Here is a 15299-nt window from a genome sequence, read left to right as displayed (position 1 = left end):
TTCCGGGGGGATGTGGTGTGTTCAAGAGAGGGTGCTTCGGGCCTACACGTCAACGGACATGGCCTGACACGTCAATGGGGGCGTGTTGTCGTGTCAGCCGCGGCGGCCTGACTCTCGAGTGCGTGGGTCAACGCCAGGGACTCCCGCCGGACCTGTCGAGAGCCCACGAGCCACGGCAGGCCCGCGAAGGCATACATCATCGCCAGGAAGCCCCAGAGCCAGGCGGTCCCCCACAGGAACCGGAACGTCGCGAGCGTCCCGAGCACCAACGCGGCGAGGGGCAGGATGACCGAGTCGTGCCACACCAGGCGAGTCACCACCTGGACCTCCTTCTCAGCCACCTTCTCCACGGAGGACTCCACGTGGTTCCTCGGGCGCCACACCCAGCGCTCCCAGGCTGGGACTTGCCGGTGGATCACGAGGCGCTCGCCGCGCCGCTTGCCCGAGTACCACTGGGGCCCGCCGGCTTCGCCAGGCGCCGCGGGCAACCTGAAGGAGCCCTCCCATGCGGCCCACCACGGGTCCGTCGTCGGGTTCACCTCGAGTCGAACAGACCGTGTGACGCGCATGCGTGCCTCCCTCGTTCGCTCTTCATGGGCAGGTGTGGAACCCGGTCCTCACTTCGCGGCGGGGTACAGGTCCGCGGGCAGCCGCATGGAGGACAGCAGCTCGCGGAACACCTGCCAGCGGCGCTCGGGCGAGGTGTCGGCGCCCATGTGGCGCTCGACGTACTGCTTCACCAGGTCCTGGCCCAGGTTGTAGTTGATGACATACGCGCGATAGGAGTCGATGAAGGCCATCTTCTGCGTCGCCCGCTCCACGGACACCAGGCCGTAGCGCACGAACCAGTCCCGCGTCGCCTCGCGGCTGAGCTGTCCGTCCAGGTACCGGCGCGCGCCCTCGTTGCTCGCGTAGGACAGCTTCGCCGCCAGCGCCTCCACGGCCACGTAGTTGGCCGCGCGCTTCGGGTCGAGCCCCGCCAGCGGGAAGAGGACGTCCCGCAGGTACGCCTCCGCGTCCGGGAACGCCACGTCGATGCCGTAGTTCGCGCTGCCCTCGGCGATGAGCGACATGGGCGAGTACAGCGGATACACCGTCAGCTCCACCCACCCGCGTCCGCGCACCAGGTGCTGCTCGAGCAACGCGTTGTAGACGTGGTGCCCCGGATAGCCCTCGTGCGCCGCCAGGTCGATGGCACGCAGGATGTAGAAGGGCAGGTCCGTGTTGATTTGAATGACGCTGGTCGAGTTGCCCTTGTACCAGTTGTACCCGCTCCACGGCTTGTTGGTGACGTACTCCAACGTGAAGTTCTCGTTGGCGGGCAGCTCCACGTGCTGGAGCGTGCGGCGCCGGGCCTCCTGGATGGCGACGCGGAAGACCTCGTCCAGCTTGTCCTTCGGGATGACGAAGTCGTTGCGGAAGCGGTCCAGCCGGTCGACCAGCGGCCCCTGGCCGGGCAGGCGCTTGTCCAGCTCGGCGAGCACCGCCTCGAACTCCGCGTCGGTGTGCCCCGGGTCCTTCGCGCCGTAGAGCGCCTGGCTCTCCTCGTCGAACTTCAGCTTCTCGCCGGACAGCATCCGCACCCGCGCCTCCAGCGAGCGCAGCTGGGTCAGCAGGAAGCGGTGGCGCATCGCGAGCAGCTCATCGGCGGGGACCGGCGTCGCCTCCACCGCGGCCACCATCGCGGCGGCGCGCGCGGCAATCTCGGGCAGGGGCAGCTTCGTGGCCTCGGCCTCCTTCGCCCAGGCCTCCGGTCCGTAATAGGCGTCCACGTAGTTGCCGTCGTGCTGCCCCACGGCGAGGGCCAGCTTCACGTACTGCTCGGCGGGGGCGTCCAGCGGGGAGGGCGTCGTCATGGGGGTTCCTGGGGAGGGCGCCGCGGCTCGCGTCGCGCAGGCGAGCGTCAGCGAGACGAGGACAAGAGCGGTCAGGCGGCGGAGGCTCGAGTGCATGGGGCAGTTGTAGATGGCCCCGGTCATGAGTTCCAGCGCCCGCGCTCATGAAGGCCAGGTCAGTCGGACATGTGTGCCATGCGGCTCCACCGCGCGGAGGTCCAGCGTCCACTGGAACCGGCGCGCCAGCCGCTCCACCAGCGACAGTCCGACACCGAAGCCCCTCCGCTCGGGCTCGCTCCGACCGAAGCCCACCCCCGTGTCTTGGATGCTCCACGCCTCGGGCGTGACGCGGATGACGATGCGCCCCGCTTCCGTATACGCGAGCGCGTTCTTGATGAGGTTGCCCAGCATCACCCGCGCCACGGCGCCGGGCAGCGGCACGACGACCTCGTCCGTCGCCTCGACGACGAGCTCCACGTCGCCCCGCGCGAGGTGGTCACCGTACAGCGCGAGCAGCTCGCGAGAGATGCCCACCAGTCCGCACGTCTCATCCGAGCGCCCCGGCCGCGCCAGCCAGAGGATGCCCTCCGTCAGCAGGCCCATCTGGAGGACCGCCTGCCGCAGCCGTCCGAAGGTCGCCGAGTCCCTGGGCGGGTCCAGCTCCAGTATCTCCACCGCGCCCTGCGCCACGGCGAGCGGCGTGCGCAGCTCATGGCTGGCGTCCCGGTTGAACGCCCGCTCCCGCTCCAGCAGCTCCTGGATGCGGACATCCCGGGCACTCAGGGCCTGGGACAGGGCCCGCACCTCGGTGACGACGATGTCCTCGGCTCGCGGCTCATGGCCCGACTGCACCTGCGCCACGAGCCGCTCCAGCGGAACCCCCAGCCGCCTCGCGACCAGCACGGAGAGCCCGGCGGCGCCCAGCAGTGCCAGCACGGCGCTCACCAGCAGCAGGCCCGACGTGCGACGCAGCTGGCGCGTGGTGCGGGTCAGCTCCGTCGTGTCGAGGACGCCATAGCGCGTGAGGCCTGTCGACACGTCCGGCCGCACCGCGACATGGAAGTGTCCATGCCCGGGAGGAAAGATTTCGTACTCGCCACCCAGCGCGTCTGAGGGCACTTCCGCCTGCATCCACGACGGCAGGCTCGCGTGGCCCACATAGGTCCTGATGCCGAGTGGCATCGCCCCATCACCGCCACGCCCATCCATCGCGGTGGCGACGAGCCGCGCGAAGAGGGTGTCCTCGAGGTCGTAGCTGAAGAGCGTGAAGAACGCCCCCATGAGGACCAGCGAGAGCGCCGCGGACGACACCATGGCGCCCAGGAGGAGCCCTCGTATCGACCTAGTCCTCACGGGCCTCCAGGCTGTAGCCCTTGTTGCGGTGGGTGGTGATGCAGTCGTCCAGCCCCAGCTCGGCGAGCGCGCCTCTCAGCGCATAGACGTGCGTGCGCAGGGCGCTGGACTCCGGTGCGTCGTCGCCCCAGAGCTGATGGGCGAGCGTCGCCGTCGACACGGGCTTGGGCGCGGACTCCATCAGCAGCTTGAGGAGCAGCGCCTCGGTCCGGTTGAGTCGCACGCCGCGCTCGCCGCGCCGGGCCTGTCCTGTGTCGGGCTCCAGGGTGAGCGAGCCCACCGTCAGACGCCGACCGCTCGGAGGGACGGGGCGGCGCGCCAGGGCCTCCAGCCGCAGCCGCAGCTCCCTCAGCGAGAACGGCTTGACGAGGTAGTCATCCGCGCCTGCGCGGAAGCCCTCCTCCTTGTCCTCGAGCGTGTCGCGCGCGGTGAGCATGAGGATGGGCACCAGCCGGGCGGCGAGCTGCCGGAAGCGCTGACACAGCTCGATGCCGCTCATCCCCGGCAGCATCAGGTCCAGCACGATGACGTCGTACTCGTGGCTCAGCGCGAGCGTGAGCCCCTGGGGCCCGGTGGTGGCGAAGTCGAGCTGGAAGTCCGCGCCGAGGAACCTCGCGATGTTGGCCTGGAGGTCACGGTTGTCTTCGACGACGAGCACTCGCATGAGCGGGCAGGGGACCTCGGGAGGGCAGGACGGTCGCAGGCTACCGGAGGGAACGTCAATCGAACGTCAACCGCGGGTTGACGCCTGTCCGACACAGCGGAGCGCAGGGTGACGGTGAAGCTCACTTCCAGGAGTCCACCATGTTCCGCTGGCTGTCGCTGTGCGTGCTGCTGCTGTCCGCCTCCCTGGCCCGGGCCGATGCCCCGACGCCGACGCTGGATGTTCGTGGCGCGGATGGAGAGCGCATCCCCACGCGGGTGCTCGAGCCCGAAGGGCGCGACGCGAATCCACCCATCGCCGTCCTGCTGCACGGCCTCACGCGCCGCAAGGAGGACTGGCTGTCGGACGCGGGGCCCACGCATGGCGGCGTCTTGAAGGACGAGCTGCTGCGGGCCGGCTACCGCGTCTATCTCCTCGACGCGCGGCTCCATGGTGAGCGGGCGAACCCCGAGGCGAAGCCCGGGGCGCTCGCGAAGCTGGCCCACAAGGGCGAGCCCGCGCGGTACATGAAGATGATCGCCGACACCGTGCGGGATGCCCACGCGGTGCTGTCCGCGGTGCTCGCCCAGGGCAAGCCGCCGCGCGTGCTCGTCGTCGGGTACAGCATGGGGGCTCAGGTGGGGCTCCTGCTGGCGGCGCGCGAGAAGCGCGTCACCCACCTCATCACCATGGTGCCGCCCCACATCGACCCGTCGATGGAGGAGGTCGCCCCGTCGCGGCACATGTCGACGATTCGCCAGGACTGGTTGTTGCTGACCGCGAACCAGGATGACTTCGCGCCCGTCGCCGACAGTCGCGCCCTGTTCGAGTCCGCTCCGTCCGTGCGAAAGACACACAAGACCTTCGACAGCGGGCATGCGCTCCCGAAGGAGTACCTGGACGAGGTGCGTCGCTGGCTCTCCACGAGCCACCGGGCGCCGTCGCCCTGATTCAGTCCGGGCTCGCCTCCCACGATAGCGCGAGCTCGCTCATCCACGCGGCGCCCTGGGCCGAGTCCACGCGCAGGTAGGTCTCGCGAAGCGGGACGCTCGGGGTGCGCTCCTTGGCGTGGAGGTGGGCGAAGAGGCGGGCCCAGGATGGGCCCACGGAGTGGGGCGGGCCGGAGTGCGCGAGCGTGACGGCCCGCACCTCGGGCAGCTCCGTGATGGCGACGCCCTCCGGGACGGCCCCGGGGGCCAGGGGGACGCACCAGGACTGGTCCGCGTCGTCCTCGCGGTACTCCGCTTCGTGGAAGAGGCAGAAGGGCGCCCCGGCCACGTGGGGGCCACACGCGGCCAGCAGCCGGCGGAAGTACACCGACGCGTCGGAGTAGCGCCCCCGGGCCCGATGCACGGCGACACGAACGGGTGGGAGCCAGCGTTCGAGCAGGGGCGGCGGCGCGCGCAGGTAGGTCTCCGCCCGGGCCTGGTTCTCGAGCAGCGTGTCCAGCGCGAGCACGGAGCGTCGCGCGCTCGCGGCCTCCTCGGCGAGTCGGGCCCGCACGCGCGCGAGCTGCTCCGCGAGCGAGGCGCCCTGTCCCAGCTGCGTGAGCACGCCGTGAATCTCCTCCAGGGAGAGCTTCAGGTCGCGCAGCGCGCGCACGGTGTGGGCGAGCGAGATGTCGTGCTCGGTGTAGTAGCGGTAGCCCGTGGAGGCGTCCACGCGCGAGGGCTCGAGCAGCCCCTTCTCCTGGTAGAGGCGCAGCGCCTTCACGGTGAGCCCGGTGATGCGAGACACCTCGCCGATGGAGTACCGCAGTCCGCTCACCGCTCCTCCTCCTGGAGGAAGGCGCGCACGGTGGCCGCGAAGGCCTCGGGCTGCTCCTCGAAGGGGAAGTGCCCGCTGCTTGCCAGCTCCACGAGTCGCGCGTGGGGAATCGCTTCTACCACGCGCGTGGTGGCCGAGCGCGGCTGCAGGTCCTGGGCGCCATGGATGACGAGCGTGCGCGCGCGCACCCGGCGCAGCCATTCGCTCCAGTCGTGATGGCGTCCCAGGCTCAGGTAGAGCCCGAGCGAGAGGAAGCCTCCAGCGGCACCAGTGTCGGGAGGCCTCGTGTCGGGGCGCTCGGCGTTCAGGGCCCGGGCATACAGCGGTCCGAAGGCGGCGAAGTGCTCGGCGAGGCGGGCCTCGTCGTCCTTCAGGCGGGCAGGGAAGTCGAAGGTGTGCTTCATCCAGGCCGCGAGCTCCCGTTGGCCTGCTTCGTCCAGACGGGTGCGCACCTGGGTGAACAGGTCATCGCCCTTCGAGGGCATCGTCACCAACGGGGCCGGCGCCACGAGCACGAGCGCGTCCACCCGCTCCGGCCACTCGGCCGCGTACAGCAGGGCAATCAGGGCGCCGAAGGAGTGGCCCACCAGCGTGAGTCGCTCCCGGCCGAGCACACGCCGGATGCGCTCGAGGTCCGCGAGCTGCTCGGCGAGTCCCAGGCGGGCCTCCACCTCCTGCAGGGCCTGCCAGGTGCCTCCGGGCGGAGGCTGGGAGATGGGGCGCGAGGAGGCGCCACAGCCTCGCTGGTCATAGAAGTGCCAGCGCACGGCATCGCCCGTCAGCGCCGCCGCGCGCCATGGGTGTGCCGGAGGCAGGCCGGGGCCGCCGTGCACGACGAGGACGTCCCGCCCCTCGCCCACGGCGACGTGGCGCAGTTGGACATCCCCGGTCATCTGCCAGGACGACGCGTCGGAGCGTTGTCCCGGTGGAACGTCCAGTGTCTCGCCGCGCGAGGCCAGCACCTGCGTCACGGTGCCGGGTTGGAAGAGGGCCCGCCCCATCCACCACCAGGCGCCCGCCGCCGCGCCCGCCAGCAGGATGAGGGTTCCAAGGATTGCCGCCGCCATGCGCTTCCTCCGAGACATGTCCGTGGGTGACATGCCCGGAGGGTGGCGGTCTCCCCCTGGGGGAGAGTCAAGCACGAGGGCTACTGGAGGGGGACGGGCGGCGCCTTCCTCGTCATCTGCTGGGCGTCGTCGGCCGCAGGCGCCCTTGTCCCATATTCCGAGCCCATGAACGCGGCTGCCATGACGTGTCCACGCTGTCAGAGCCCGGCTGCCCCAGAGGCGCGGTTCTGTGCCGCGTGTGGTCAGACGCTCACGGCGGAGCCGCTCACGCAAACGGGTGGACCGCCGACGGGCATCGACCCCCGCTGGGTCTATCCGGAGCCCGAGGCGCGGCGGGTTCGCAAGGAGGCCCCCGCCATCTTCGCCGCACCACGTTCAGGAGGCGTGCAGCCGCACGAGGTCGGCACGCGGGTGGCCGACAAGGTGGTCATCGTCGCCGAGGTCTCACCCCTCCAGTGCGGCCTGCTGATTCCTGGCCACTGCCGCGGGTTCACGCCGCACCCCGGGGACCCCACCTTCACGGCCCTGCACGGCTTCGTGACCGCGCAGGGGCTTGTCGTCGCCAGGCTCTCGCGGCGCATCCGCGCGAACTCAGCGCGGGAGCTGTGCCTTGACGAAGGTGAGCTTCGGGCTGCGAAAGCCCATCCCCACCCACGCACCGAGCAGCTTGATGAAGAACGCGACGGACTGGTGCCGACTGTTGGGCACGTCCGTGGGGAGCGCGGGCCCGGGCGGCAGGTCGGAGGTCATCGTCCGCAGCTCCAGCGGAGGCAGGGTTCCGTCGGCCCAGAGGCCCCCATAGAGGCTGAGCCAGTGGCCGCTCTGGAACTCGAGGAACACGGGCGTGTTGCAGCACGTGGCGACGACGCGGCGGGTCTTCGACTCCGGCGTGAGCCGGAACTCCGCGAGGCGGTCCGTGCCCTGGAGGAAGTGGACGCGGTCCTTGCGGTAGAGCACGAAGCGCGACGCGTCCCTGGGCCCCAGCAGCAGCCGTGACGCGGGCAGCGTCTGGAATCTCGCGACGGCCGCGCGACAGCTGTCGCAGCAGCACTCGGCGCTGATGATGGGGGCTCCCTCCACCCGCAGGGAGACTTCCCCGCAGGCGCAGCCGAGCGATGTGGCCTGGGTCATGGTGAGGCTTTCTCCGGGGGTGTGAGCCTGAAGAGCAGGCGGATGTAGCGGTCCAGGTGGTCCAGGCTCTCTCGCGCGAGGGCCGCGTCGTTCCCCGCCTTGGCGAGCACGAAGGCGCCTTGAATCACCGTCTGGGTGTGGCGTGCCAGGCTCGCGGCCGTCCAGCCTCCGGAGACGCGGCGCTTGCGCATGGCGGCGGCGATGTCCGCCTCGAGCGTCTGGGCATGACCGAAGATGCTCGCGGCGCAGGCCTCCCGGATGTCGGGCGCGCTCGCGTGGACCTCCTGCGCCAGCGTGCCCACCAGACAGCAGAACTCGGCGGGGCTCCCGGTGATGATGGACTTGCGGAAGGCCACATAGGCCAGGACCCGCTCGAGCGGGTCCGCGGGGGCGTGGTAGGGCGCGCTCGCGAAGAAGGCGGTCGTCGTCTCCTTCCAGTGCTCCGCGGCGGCCACGCCGAGCCCCTCCTTGCTCTTGAAGTGATGGAAGAAGGCGCCCTTCGTCACCTCCGCGACCTGGCAGAGCTCATCGACCGAGGTCGCGGCGAAGCCCTTCTCGCGAATCGTGTCGCGCGCGGCCTCGAGCAGCCGCGTCCGGGCATCCCCGCGTTCTGGCGCGTGCTTCGGTGGGCGTGGCATGGCGTCGTCATACCGTACGGTTGGTATGTATGCAAGCTCTGGAGGTCGAGCGTGGGCGGGCCGGCCTGTCGAAGAGGGCTCGCCAGGCGCTACGTTCCAGGGATGCGCGACCTGCAATCCCACCGGTGGATGTGGGTGAAGGCCATCCTCTTCGTCGTCATCGGCTGCGTCTCGTCGGCGCTGCTCCTGATGGAGCTGCCCGAGTGGCGCGTCCTGCTCCTGCTGCTGCTCGCCATCTGGGCCTTCTGTCGCGCCTACTACTTCGCCTTCTACGTGCTCGAGAAGTACATCGACCCGTCGTTCCGCTTCTCCGGGCTCACCTCGCTCCTGCGCCACCTCGTCGACAAGCGCTAGGGATTGGACGTGCTGTCGCTCCCTCCGGTCATGGTTGCGCAATTCTTGCGCGCCATGGCGCGGGTGCGCAGGAATTGCGTGTCGATTGCGCATCTTCATTCCAGGGTTCACGCATGGGCATGAGACCTGTATAGGAAAGGGAGCGAGGTTCCCGCCTGCCCACCCTCTTGATAGTGGTTGTCATCGCCGTGGCGGTCCTGGTCGCCCTGATTGCGTTCGCGGCGGGAGTCCTGACCGCGAGCCACCTGGGGCGGCTGGTGTTGCTCGCGGGGCTGGCCATCCTCCCGCTGGTCGTCACCGGCGCGGGCGTCGCCGTGGGCGTGCGTGAGTCGTCGCAGACGCAGTTCTGCCTGGGCTGTCACGAGATGGAGCCGTACGGGCAGAGCCTGTTCGTGGACAACGCCGCGTCGCTGGCGGCGGTGCATTACCAGAAGCGGCTCATCAGCCGGGACACCACCTGCTACGCGTGCCACACGGACTACGCCCTCTTTGGTGACGCGAAGGCGAAGTTCAACGGGCTCAAGCACGTCTGGGTCCACTACTTCGGCACCATTCCCGAGCGACCGAAGCTCTATCAGCCGTATCCCAACTACAACTGCCTGCACTGTCACAGCGACGCCCGGAGCTTCCTGGAGGCGTCCGCGCACCAGGACATCCAGGCGGAGCTCCAGAGCGGCGCGCGCTCGTGTCTCACGTGTCACGACCTCGCGCACGACCTGGAGGGCGTGAAGGCGCGGAACTTCTGGCTGCCGGAGCCACGTCCATGAGCCACGAGAAGCGCATCCGGAGGGCGGCCCTGCTGGTGCTGGCGGGGTTGTGTGTCCAGCTCTTCACCACGCTGTTCTGGTCACCGCTCACCTTCGTGGTGTTCACGGCGGTGGGCGTGCCCCTGGTGCTGCTGGGAGTGGGCCTCTACGTGGTGACCGTCTGGAAGATCCTCAAGGAGCGCAAGGCGCTATGAGCACTCCGACCTCGGAGCCCTGGCGCGCTCGCGCGCGGGCCGTGCTGCAGCGCTGGCGCTGGCGGGTGGTGCTCGCCGTGCCGCTGCTCTTCGCGCCGCCCATCCTCGCGGTCAACGCGCCCCAGGATGTCCGGCTTCCTCCCTTGAAGGAACGCAAGGCGCCGGTGCCGGCGCTGTTCTCGCATTGGGCGCATGATTCGCAGCGTTGCTACAGCTGCCACCCGGGGGTGTTCCCCCAGGCTCCACTGGGCTTCACCCATCAGGACATGCGCGAGGGCCGCTACTGTGGCAGTTGCCACGATGGGCGGGCCGCCAAGGCGCCGAGCTCCATGCGCTGCGAGGCCTGCCATGTGCCTCGCTGACCTGGGACGTCTCTGCGTGGGGGTGTTCCTGCTGACGGCGGCCATGCCCGCGCGCGCGCAGACGCAGGAGGAGAAGCGCCGCCAGCTCCAGGAGCGGCTGGGCATCCAGCGTCCGCCGACGCCTCCGCCCGCACCAGAGGGCAGCGCCGACGCGGGGACTCCCGAGACCTCCGCGGCACCTGCCGCGCCCACGAAGGCGGCACCAGCGCCGGTGGCGACTCCGGCCGGTCCGAGGACGGGTGGTGCGCCGAAGCCGCGCGGACCGACCTTCGCCGCCGACGCCCGGCCCATCCTCGTGGCCCGGTGTCTGTCATGTCATCGCCCGGAGGGCATGGCTGGCAGGTCGAAGTGGGTGCTGCGTGGCGATGGCACGGACTACGAGACCACGCTGCGGTTCGTGAAGCTGGATGCCGCCGCGCAGAGTCCGCTGTTGAAGAAGGGGACCGGCGCGGTCCTGCATGGTGGCAAGAAGTCGCTCGCGGCCGAGTCGCCCGAGTACGCCACGTTGCTGAAGTGGGTCGAATCCGGGGCGCTCCCAGGACAGGCCCCTGCCGGGACCGCGCCGCCCCCCTTGTCGGCGGCGGCAACGACTTTGGGGGCTCCGACTTCCGCGCGCGTGGGGGACGTGGCTTCAGCGACACCTTCGACGGTGGCAACGCCTCCGGGGGGCGCGCGCCTGGGGGAGGTGCCCTCGGCGCCACCCGCGACGGCGGCAATGCCTCCGGGGGCTCCTGCTTCCGCGCGCGTGGGAGAGTTGCCCGTCGCGCCGTCCTCGACGGGGGCAACACCTTCGGAGTCCATGGCCTCCTCGCGCGTGGGGGTGGAGTCCGCGGTGCCCTCCTCGACGGTGGCAGCACCTCCGGGGGCTCCTGCTTCCGCGCGCGTGGGGGACGCGCCGACGCCTCCTTCGTCCACGCCGCTCGCGCCAGGGACGCAGCCCGTGCCGGCGTCTGCCTCCAGCTCGGACTCGCTGCGCTTCGCTCCCCGCATCCACGAGCAGCTCCTGGCGGGCTGCGCGAGCTGTCACGCGGCGGATGGGTTCGCCGGGTCCACCCGCTATGTCGCCCACGCGGAGCCCGAGCCCCACCTGCGCACGGTGCGGGCGCTGGTGACGCCCGGCTCGGCCGACACGAGCCTCCTGTATCAACGCGCGCGAGGTGACTCGCATCAGGGCGGCGCGGTGTGGGAGCCCGGGAGCGCGGAGCTCGCGCTCCTGGCCCGGTGGATTGATGAGGGCGCGCGCGGTGCAGAGGCTCCTCCCCTGGCCACCGCCGCGCCCGCTGCTCCATCCTCGGCGCCACCTCCCTCCGTGGCCACCGCCGCGCCCGCTGCTCCGTCCTCGACGCCTCCCACCGCATCGTCGGGTGGGCCACCGCCGGGCGTCCAGCTCGGGACCTTCCCCGTGCTCGGCTCGCTCACGCTCAACGGGCGCTTCGACCTCAACTACGAGCGCCTCGGCTACAACGACCAGCCCTTCCAGAAGGGCGCCTCGAACGCGCTGCGCAGCTACCACCACTTCCTCTTCCTGACGCGCCAGTCCACCGAGGACCCGGTGACGCTGACGCTGGAGACGTTGTCGCTCCAGTTCTGGGAGGTGGGCTACCGCGTCAGCGGCGAGGACTGGCCGGTGCGGCTCTCCGCCAGGGTGGGCAAGGTGCTGGTGCCCTTCGGCGCGGAGCCGCTGTTCCACCACAGCTACGGCGGCCTCGCGGGCTTCGACCAGAAGGTGCTCCCACCCGTCTACGCGCGTGAGGGGCTCACGGCGAACGTGCAGCGCCGGGAGGGGCCGTTCCTGCTCTCCGCGGATGTCTACGTCATCGCCGGCTACCAGCTCCGGCGGGCCGATGCCGTGCTCAACCTCCAGTCGGACTTCGCGCCACTGGAAGAGACGCGGTTGGGCGTGGGGACGCGGCTGGGCGGCTCCTGGGGCCCGCTGAGCCTCTGGTACTCGGCCTACTACAATCCGCTGGGATACGGCCGGAGGCTGTTCCTCCAGGCGTTGGATGTCGCGTCGTGGCGCCCTCGCGGGGTGCCGGTGCTGGAGCGCTTCTCACTGGGCGCGGGTCTGCTGCGCGCGGACGTCTCCGGAGGCGAGGCCGAGGGGTACGGCGGTCCCGGCGCGGACTACTACCACTTCGCCAGCTACCTCCAGCTCCGCTTCCATCCCACCGATTGGCTCTACCTCCAGTATCGGCAGGGCCTGCGCACCTTCGGCAACCAGCGCGGGCGGATTCTCGACACCACCGCGCTCACCCGCGAGGACGCCTCCGCGCACAACGTGGGCGCGGTCGCCCGCTGGAAGGGCTTGAGCGTGGGCCTCTTCCAGTTCTGGAACCTGGAGAAGGTGGACGAGGTGCCGGACGACTTCACGCGACTGGTGGTGGCGTATGAGTTCTAGGCTCGGACTCCTGCTCGCGCTCCTGCTCGTCCCGGGCTGCGCGGACTTCCACCGCGGCGACGCGAGCCCCGACGCGGGCACGCCCTCCGGTGGTGACGGCGGCGGTGGCGGCGACGGAGGAGGGGACGCGCCCTCGTTCGCCACGGACGTGCATCCCCTGTTGCTATCGGGTTGTCAGTCCTGCCATCGCGCTGGAGGCGCCGCGGGCAACACGGGCTTCGTGTTGACGGGCGACGCGGATGCGGACTTCCAGGTGTCGAACGCGCTGACGGACACCGCGGCGCCCGCTGGCAGCCGCCTGTTGCGCAAGGCCGCCGGGGCGGGACACGGCGGCGGAGCCATCTACGCCGACGGCACCCCCGAGTACCAGACGCTCCTGGCGTGGATCGCCGGAGGCGCGCTGCCATGACCCACACATCTCCCAGGAGGGACCCGATGAGACGAACGACGTTGCTCCTGGTCGCCGCGCTGTCCTGTCTCCTCGTGGCATGCGCGAAGCTGGAGAACGCCAACCCGGGCATCACCACCCGCGGGGCGCACTCCGTCCTGTTGGGGCAGACGCTCCAGCTCGGCGCCGCCACGCGCGAGGCCACGGATGACGGCTACACGTGGGAGAGCGAGGACCCGGCCATCGCCACGGTGGACGACACGGGATTGGTGACGGGCGTCAGCGTGGGTGAGACGGCGGTGAAGGTCGTCGGGAAGCGCTCGCGGTTGGAGGGGCGTCACGCGGTGGTGGTCGTCGGGCCCTCGGCGGGGGACGCCGGCGTGGACCCGTCGCAGGTGCCCTATTACGTGGCCTGGGCGGGCTCGCCGCACGCGGACACCACGGCGGAGGCCTTCTCGCACTGGAACGAGGAGGGGATGGTGCCCGCGACGTGCGCGCGTTGCCACAGCTCGGAGGGCTACATCGACTTCCTGGGCGGGGACGGCTCCGCTCCGGGCCGCGTCGACGCGCCGGGCAGGACGGAGTCCGTGGTGCGGTGCGAGACGTGCCATGACGCCGCGGCTTCGCGGCTGACGGCCGTCACGTTCCCTTCGGGCAAGGAGGTCACCGGGCTGGGCGCGGAGGCGCGGTGCATGGTGTGTCACCAGGGGCGCGCCGCGGGGAAGGACATCGACGCGCAGGTCGCCGACGCGGGGGTGGGGGAGGACACGGCCTCGGCGGCGCTGGGCTTCACCAACATCCATTACTACCCGGCGGCCGCCACACTCTTCGCCGCCCAGGCGGCCGGTGGCTACCAGTACGCCGGGCAGGTCTACGACACGCGCTTCCGCCATGTGCCGGACTTCGACAAGTGCAACGAGTGCCATGACCCGCACAGCACCCGCGTCCGCTGGGACGCCTGCGCGACGTGCCATCCGGGCGTCACCGATGTCACCCAGGCGTGGAACATCCGGCAGATTGCCTCGCGCAACCAGGACTACGACGGCGACAACAACCGCACCGAGGGCATCTACTTCGAGATTCAAGGGCTGCGCGACAGGCTGCTCGCCACGCTCCAGCGTTATGGCGCCGAGCGGGCCCAGCCCCTCTGCTACGGCAACGCCCATCCCTACTGGTTCCGGGATGGAGATGGCGATGGGACATGCTCCACGGCCGAGGTCGTGAGCACCAACGCCTACAAGAGCTGGACGCCACGGCTGCAGAAGGCGGCCTTCAATTATCAGCTCGCCCGCGTGGACCCGGGCGCGTTCGCCCACAACGCGAAGTACATCATCCAGCTCCTGCACGACTCGATTCAGTCGCTCAACGGCGCGCTGACGACCCCCTTCGATACGTCGCTGCTGGTGCGCAACGACCCCGGCCACTTCAATGGAGCGAGCAAGGCGGCGCGCAACTGGGACGCGAGCGAGACGGTGCAGGCGAGCTGCTCGCGCTGCCACAGCGGCGCACAGGGCTACCGGTTCTTCGTGCAGTACGGCGTGGGGCAGGCGGTGCCGGAGACGGCCAACGGACTGGAGTGCGCCACGTGCCACGAGAGCTTCGCGCCGGACTACGACGTGTTCGTCCCCACGCGCACGTGGCTGCCGGATGGCACGACGGTGAACCTGCCGGGCCAGGACAACCTCTGCGCGAACTGCCACATCGGGCGCGCGTCGAAGGCCACGCTCGACAATGCCCTGGCGGCGGGAGGCACGCCCCGCTTCCAGAACGTCCATTACATGCCCGCCGCCGGGACGCGTGAGGGCACGCTGGCGAAGACAGGGTACGAGTACCCGGGCAAGACGTACGCCGGGCGGCTGTCGCACCTGGGCGGCGTGCAGTGCACCAGCTGCCATGTCCCCGGCGTGAGCAACCACACCTTCCGCATCGCGGATGTGTGGAGCACGCGGTGCGAGACGTGCCATGCGGACCAGGAGTCGGCGGAGCAGATTCGCAACGTCCACCTCCAGGACTACGACGGGGACGGCAACGCCACGGAGCTGCTCCGGGCGGAGGTGGATGGCATGGCCGCGCGCCTGCTGGCCGCCATGCGCACGGTGACGAGCAACGGCCTCTGCTACAACGGCGACGTCAATCCGTACTTCTTCAAGGACACGGACAAGGACGGCACGTGCAGCGCGACGGAGGCCGTCTCGTCCAACGCATTCGCGCCCTTCACCCCCGCGCTCGTGAAGGCCACGCACAACTACCAGCTGAGTCGCAAGGACAAGGGCGCGTGGGCCCACAACTTCAACTACGTGGGCCAGCTGCTCTTCGACAGCGTGGAGGACCTGACGGGGGCTGTGCCCGTGAACATGGTGCGCCCGTAGCCTGGGTCGCGCGGTGACGGGCTGCCAGTTCCG

General features: G+C 70.4%; 16 protein-coding genes. 8 read left to right on the top strand and 8 right to left on the bottom strand.

The annotated features are described in order from the left end of the window. Positions 1-71: 71 nt before the first annotated feature. The 4 genes from FL311_RS01420 to FL311_RS01405 all read right to left on the bottom strand — a co-directional run bounded on the left by FL311_RS01420 (position 72) and on the right by FL311_RS01405 (position 3852). Complete coding sequence (locus tag FL311_RS01420; RefSeq protein WP_141322992.1) at positions 72-350, bottom strand: hypothetical protein; 279 nt, start codon at positions 348-350, stop codon at positions 72-74. A gap of 267 nt (positions 351-617) precedes the next feature. After that, on the bottom strand, positions 618-1856 hold the full coding sequence (locus FL311_RS01415; protein WP_228556613.1) for a hypothetical protein: 1239 nt from the start codon (positions 1854-1856) through the stop codon (positions 618-620). 141 nt (positions 1857-1997) lie between these two features. After that, positions 1998-3188, bottom strand: coding sequence for a HAMP domain-containing sensor histidine kinase (locus FL311_RS01410; protein WP_228556612.1), 1191 nt, complete (start codon positions 3186-3188; stop codon positions 1998-2000). After that, a complete protein-coding gene (locus FL311_RS01405; RefSeq protein WP_141322991.1) occupies positions 3178-3852 on the bottom strand; it encodes a response regulator transcription factor in 675 nt (224 codons plus the stop codon). Before FL311_RS01405 ends, FL311_RS01410 begins: the two co-directional genes overlap by 11 nt. 140 nt (positions 3853-3992) lie before the next feature. Between FL311_RS01405 and FL311_RS01400 the strand changes: the two genes are divergently transcribed. Then, positions 3993-4781 (top strand): alpha/beta hydrolase, encoded by a 789-nt coding sequence (locus FL311_RS01400; RefSeq protein ID WP_141322990.1) that lies wholly within the window; start codon positions 3993-3995, stop codon positions 4779-4781. A gap of 1 nt (position 4782) precedes the next feature. Here the strand turns inward: FL311_RS01400 and FL311_RS01395 are convergent, their stop codons facing one another. The 4 genes from FL311_RS01395 to FL311_RS01380 all read right to left on the bottom strand — a co-directional run bounded on the left by FL311_RS01395 (position 4783) and on the right by FL311_RS01380 (position 8434). Then, positions 4783-5598: a MerR family transcriptional regulator gene (locus tag FL311_RS01395; RefSeq protein WP_141322989.1), complete on the bottom strand. Its 816-nt coding sequence runs from the start codon at positions 5596-5598 to the stop codon at positions 4783-4785. Then, complete coding sequence (locus tag FL311_RS01390; RefSeq protein ID WP_141322988.1) at positions 5595-6665, bottom strand: alpha/beta fold hydrolase; 1071 nt, start codon at positions 6663-6665, stop codon at positions 5595-5597. The genes FL311_RS01395 and FL311_RS01390 overlap by 4 nt, the downstream gene beginning before the upstream one ends. Before the next feature lie 591 nt (positions 6666-7256). Continuing rightward, complete coding sequence (locus FL311_RS01385; protein WP_141322987.1) at positions 7257-7796, bottom strand: GFA family protein; 540 nt, start codon at positions 7794-7796, stop codon at positions 7257-7259. Beyond that, on the bottom strand, positions 7793-8434 hold the full coding sequence (locus FL311_RS01380) for a TetR/AcrR family transcriptional regulator (RefSeq protein WP_141322986.1): 642 nt from the start codon (positions 8432-8434) through the stop codon (positions 7793-7795). The genes FL311_RS01385 and FL311_RS01380 overlap by 4 nt, the downstream gene beginning before the upstream one ends. 102 nt (positions 8435-8536) lie before the next feature. Here FL311_RS01380 and FL311_RS01375 point away from each other — a divergent pair, with 102 nt between their 5' ends. The 7 genes from FL311_RS01375 (at position 8537) to FL311_RS01345 (ending at position 15266) form a co-directional block, all read left to right on the top strand. After that, on the top strand, positions 8537-8788 hold the full coding sequence (locus FL311_RS01375; RefSeq protein ID WP_141322985.1) for a hypothetical protein: 252 nt from the start codon (positions 8537-8539) through the stop codon (positions 8786-8788). 188 nt (positions 8789-8976) lie between these two features. Beyond that, on the top strand, positions 8977-9555 hold the full coding sequence (locus tag FL311_RS01370) for a NapC/NirT family cytochrome c (RefSeq protein WP_194868998.1): 579 nt from the start codon (positions 8977-8979) through the stop codon (positions 9553-9555). Further along, complete coding sequence (locus tag FL311_RS01365) at positions 9552-9749, top strand: hypothetical protein (protein WP_141322983.1); 198 nt, start codon at positions 9552-9554, stop codon at positions 9747-9749. The genes FL311_RS01370 and FL311_RS01365 overlap by 4 nt, the downstream gene beginning before the upstream one ends. Then, a complete protein-coding gene (locus tag FL311_RS01360; RefSeq protein ID WP_141322982.1) occupies positions 9746-10111 on the top strand; it encodes a c(7)-type cytochrome triheme domain-containing protein in 366 nt (121 codons plus the stop codon). Before FL311_RS01365 ends, FL311_RS01360 begins: the two co-directional genes overlap by 4 nt. Then, positions 10098-12509, top strand: a complete 2412-nt coding sequence (locus FL311_RS01355; protein ID WP_141322981.1) for a hypothetical protein — start codon at positions 10098-10100, stop codon at positions 12507-12509. Before FL311_RS01360 ends, FL311_RS01355 begins: the two co-directional genes overlap by 14 nt. Further along, positions 12499-12918, top strand: a complete 420-nt coding sequence (locus FL311_RS01350) for a hypothetical protein (protein WP_141322980.1) — start codon at positions 12499-12501, stop codon at positions 12916-12918. Before FL311_RS01355 ends, FL311_RS01350 begins: the two co-directional genes overlap by 11 nt. A 26-nt stretch (positions 12919-12944) precedes the next feature. Further along, entirely contained in the window at positions 12945-15266 is a 2322-nt protein-coding gene (locus FL311_RS01345; RefSeq protein WP_194868997.1) for an Ig-like domain-containing protein, read from the top strand. The last annotated feature ends 33 nt before the right edge of the window (positions 15267-15299 follow it).

The sequence above is a fragment of the Myxococcus sp. AB025B genome, from assembly GCF_006518215.1.
Taxonomy (GTDB): Bacteria; Myxococcota; Myxococcia; order Myxococcales; family Myxococcaceae; genus Myxococcus; species Myxococcus fulvus.
This window is presented reverse-complemented; position numbering and strand designations above follow the sequence as displayed.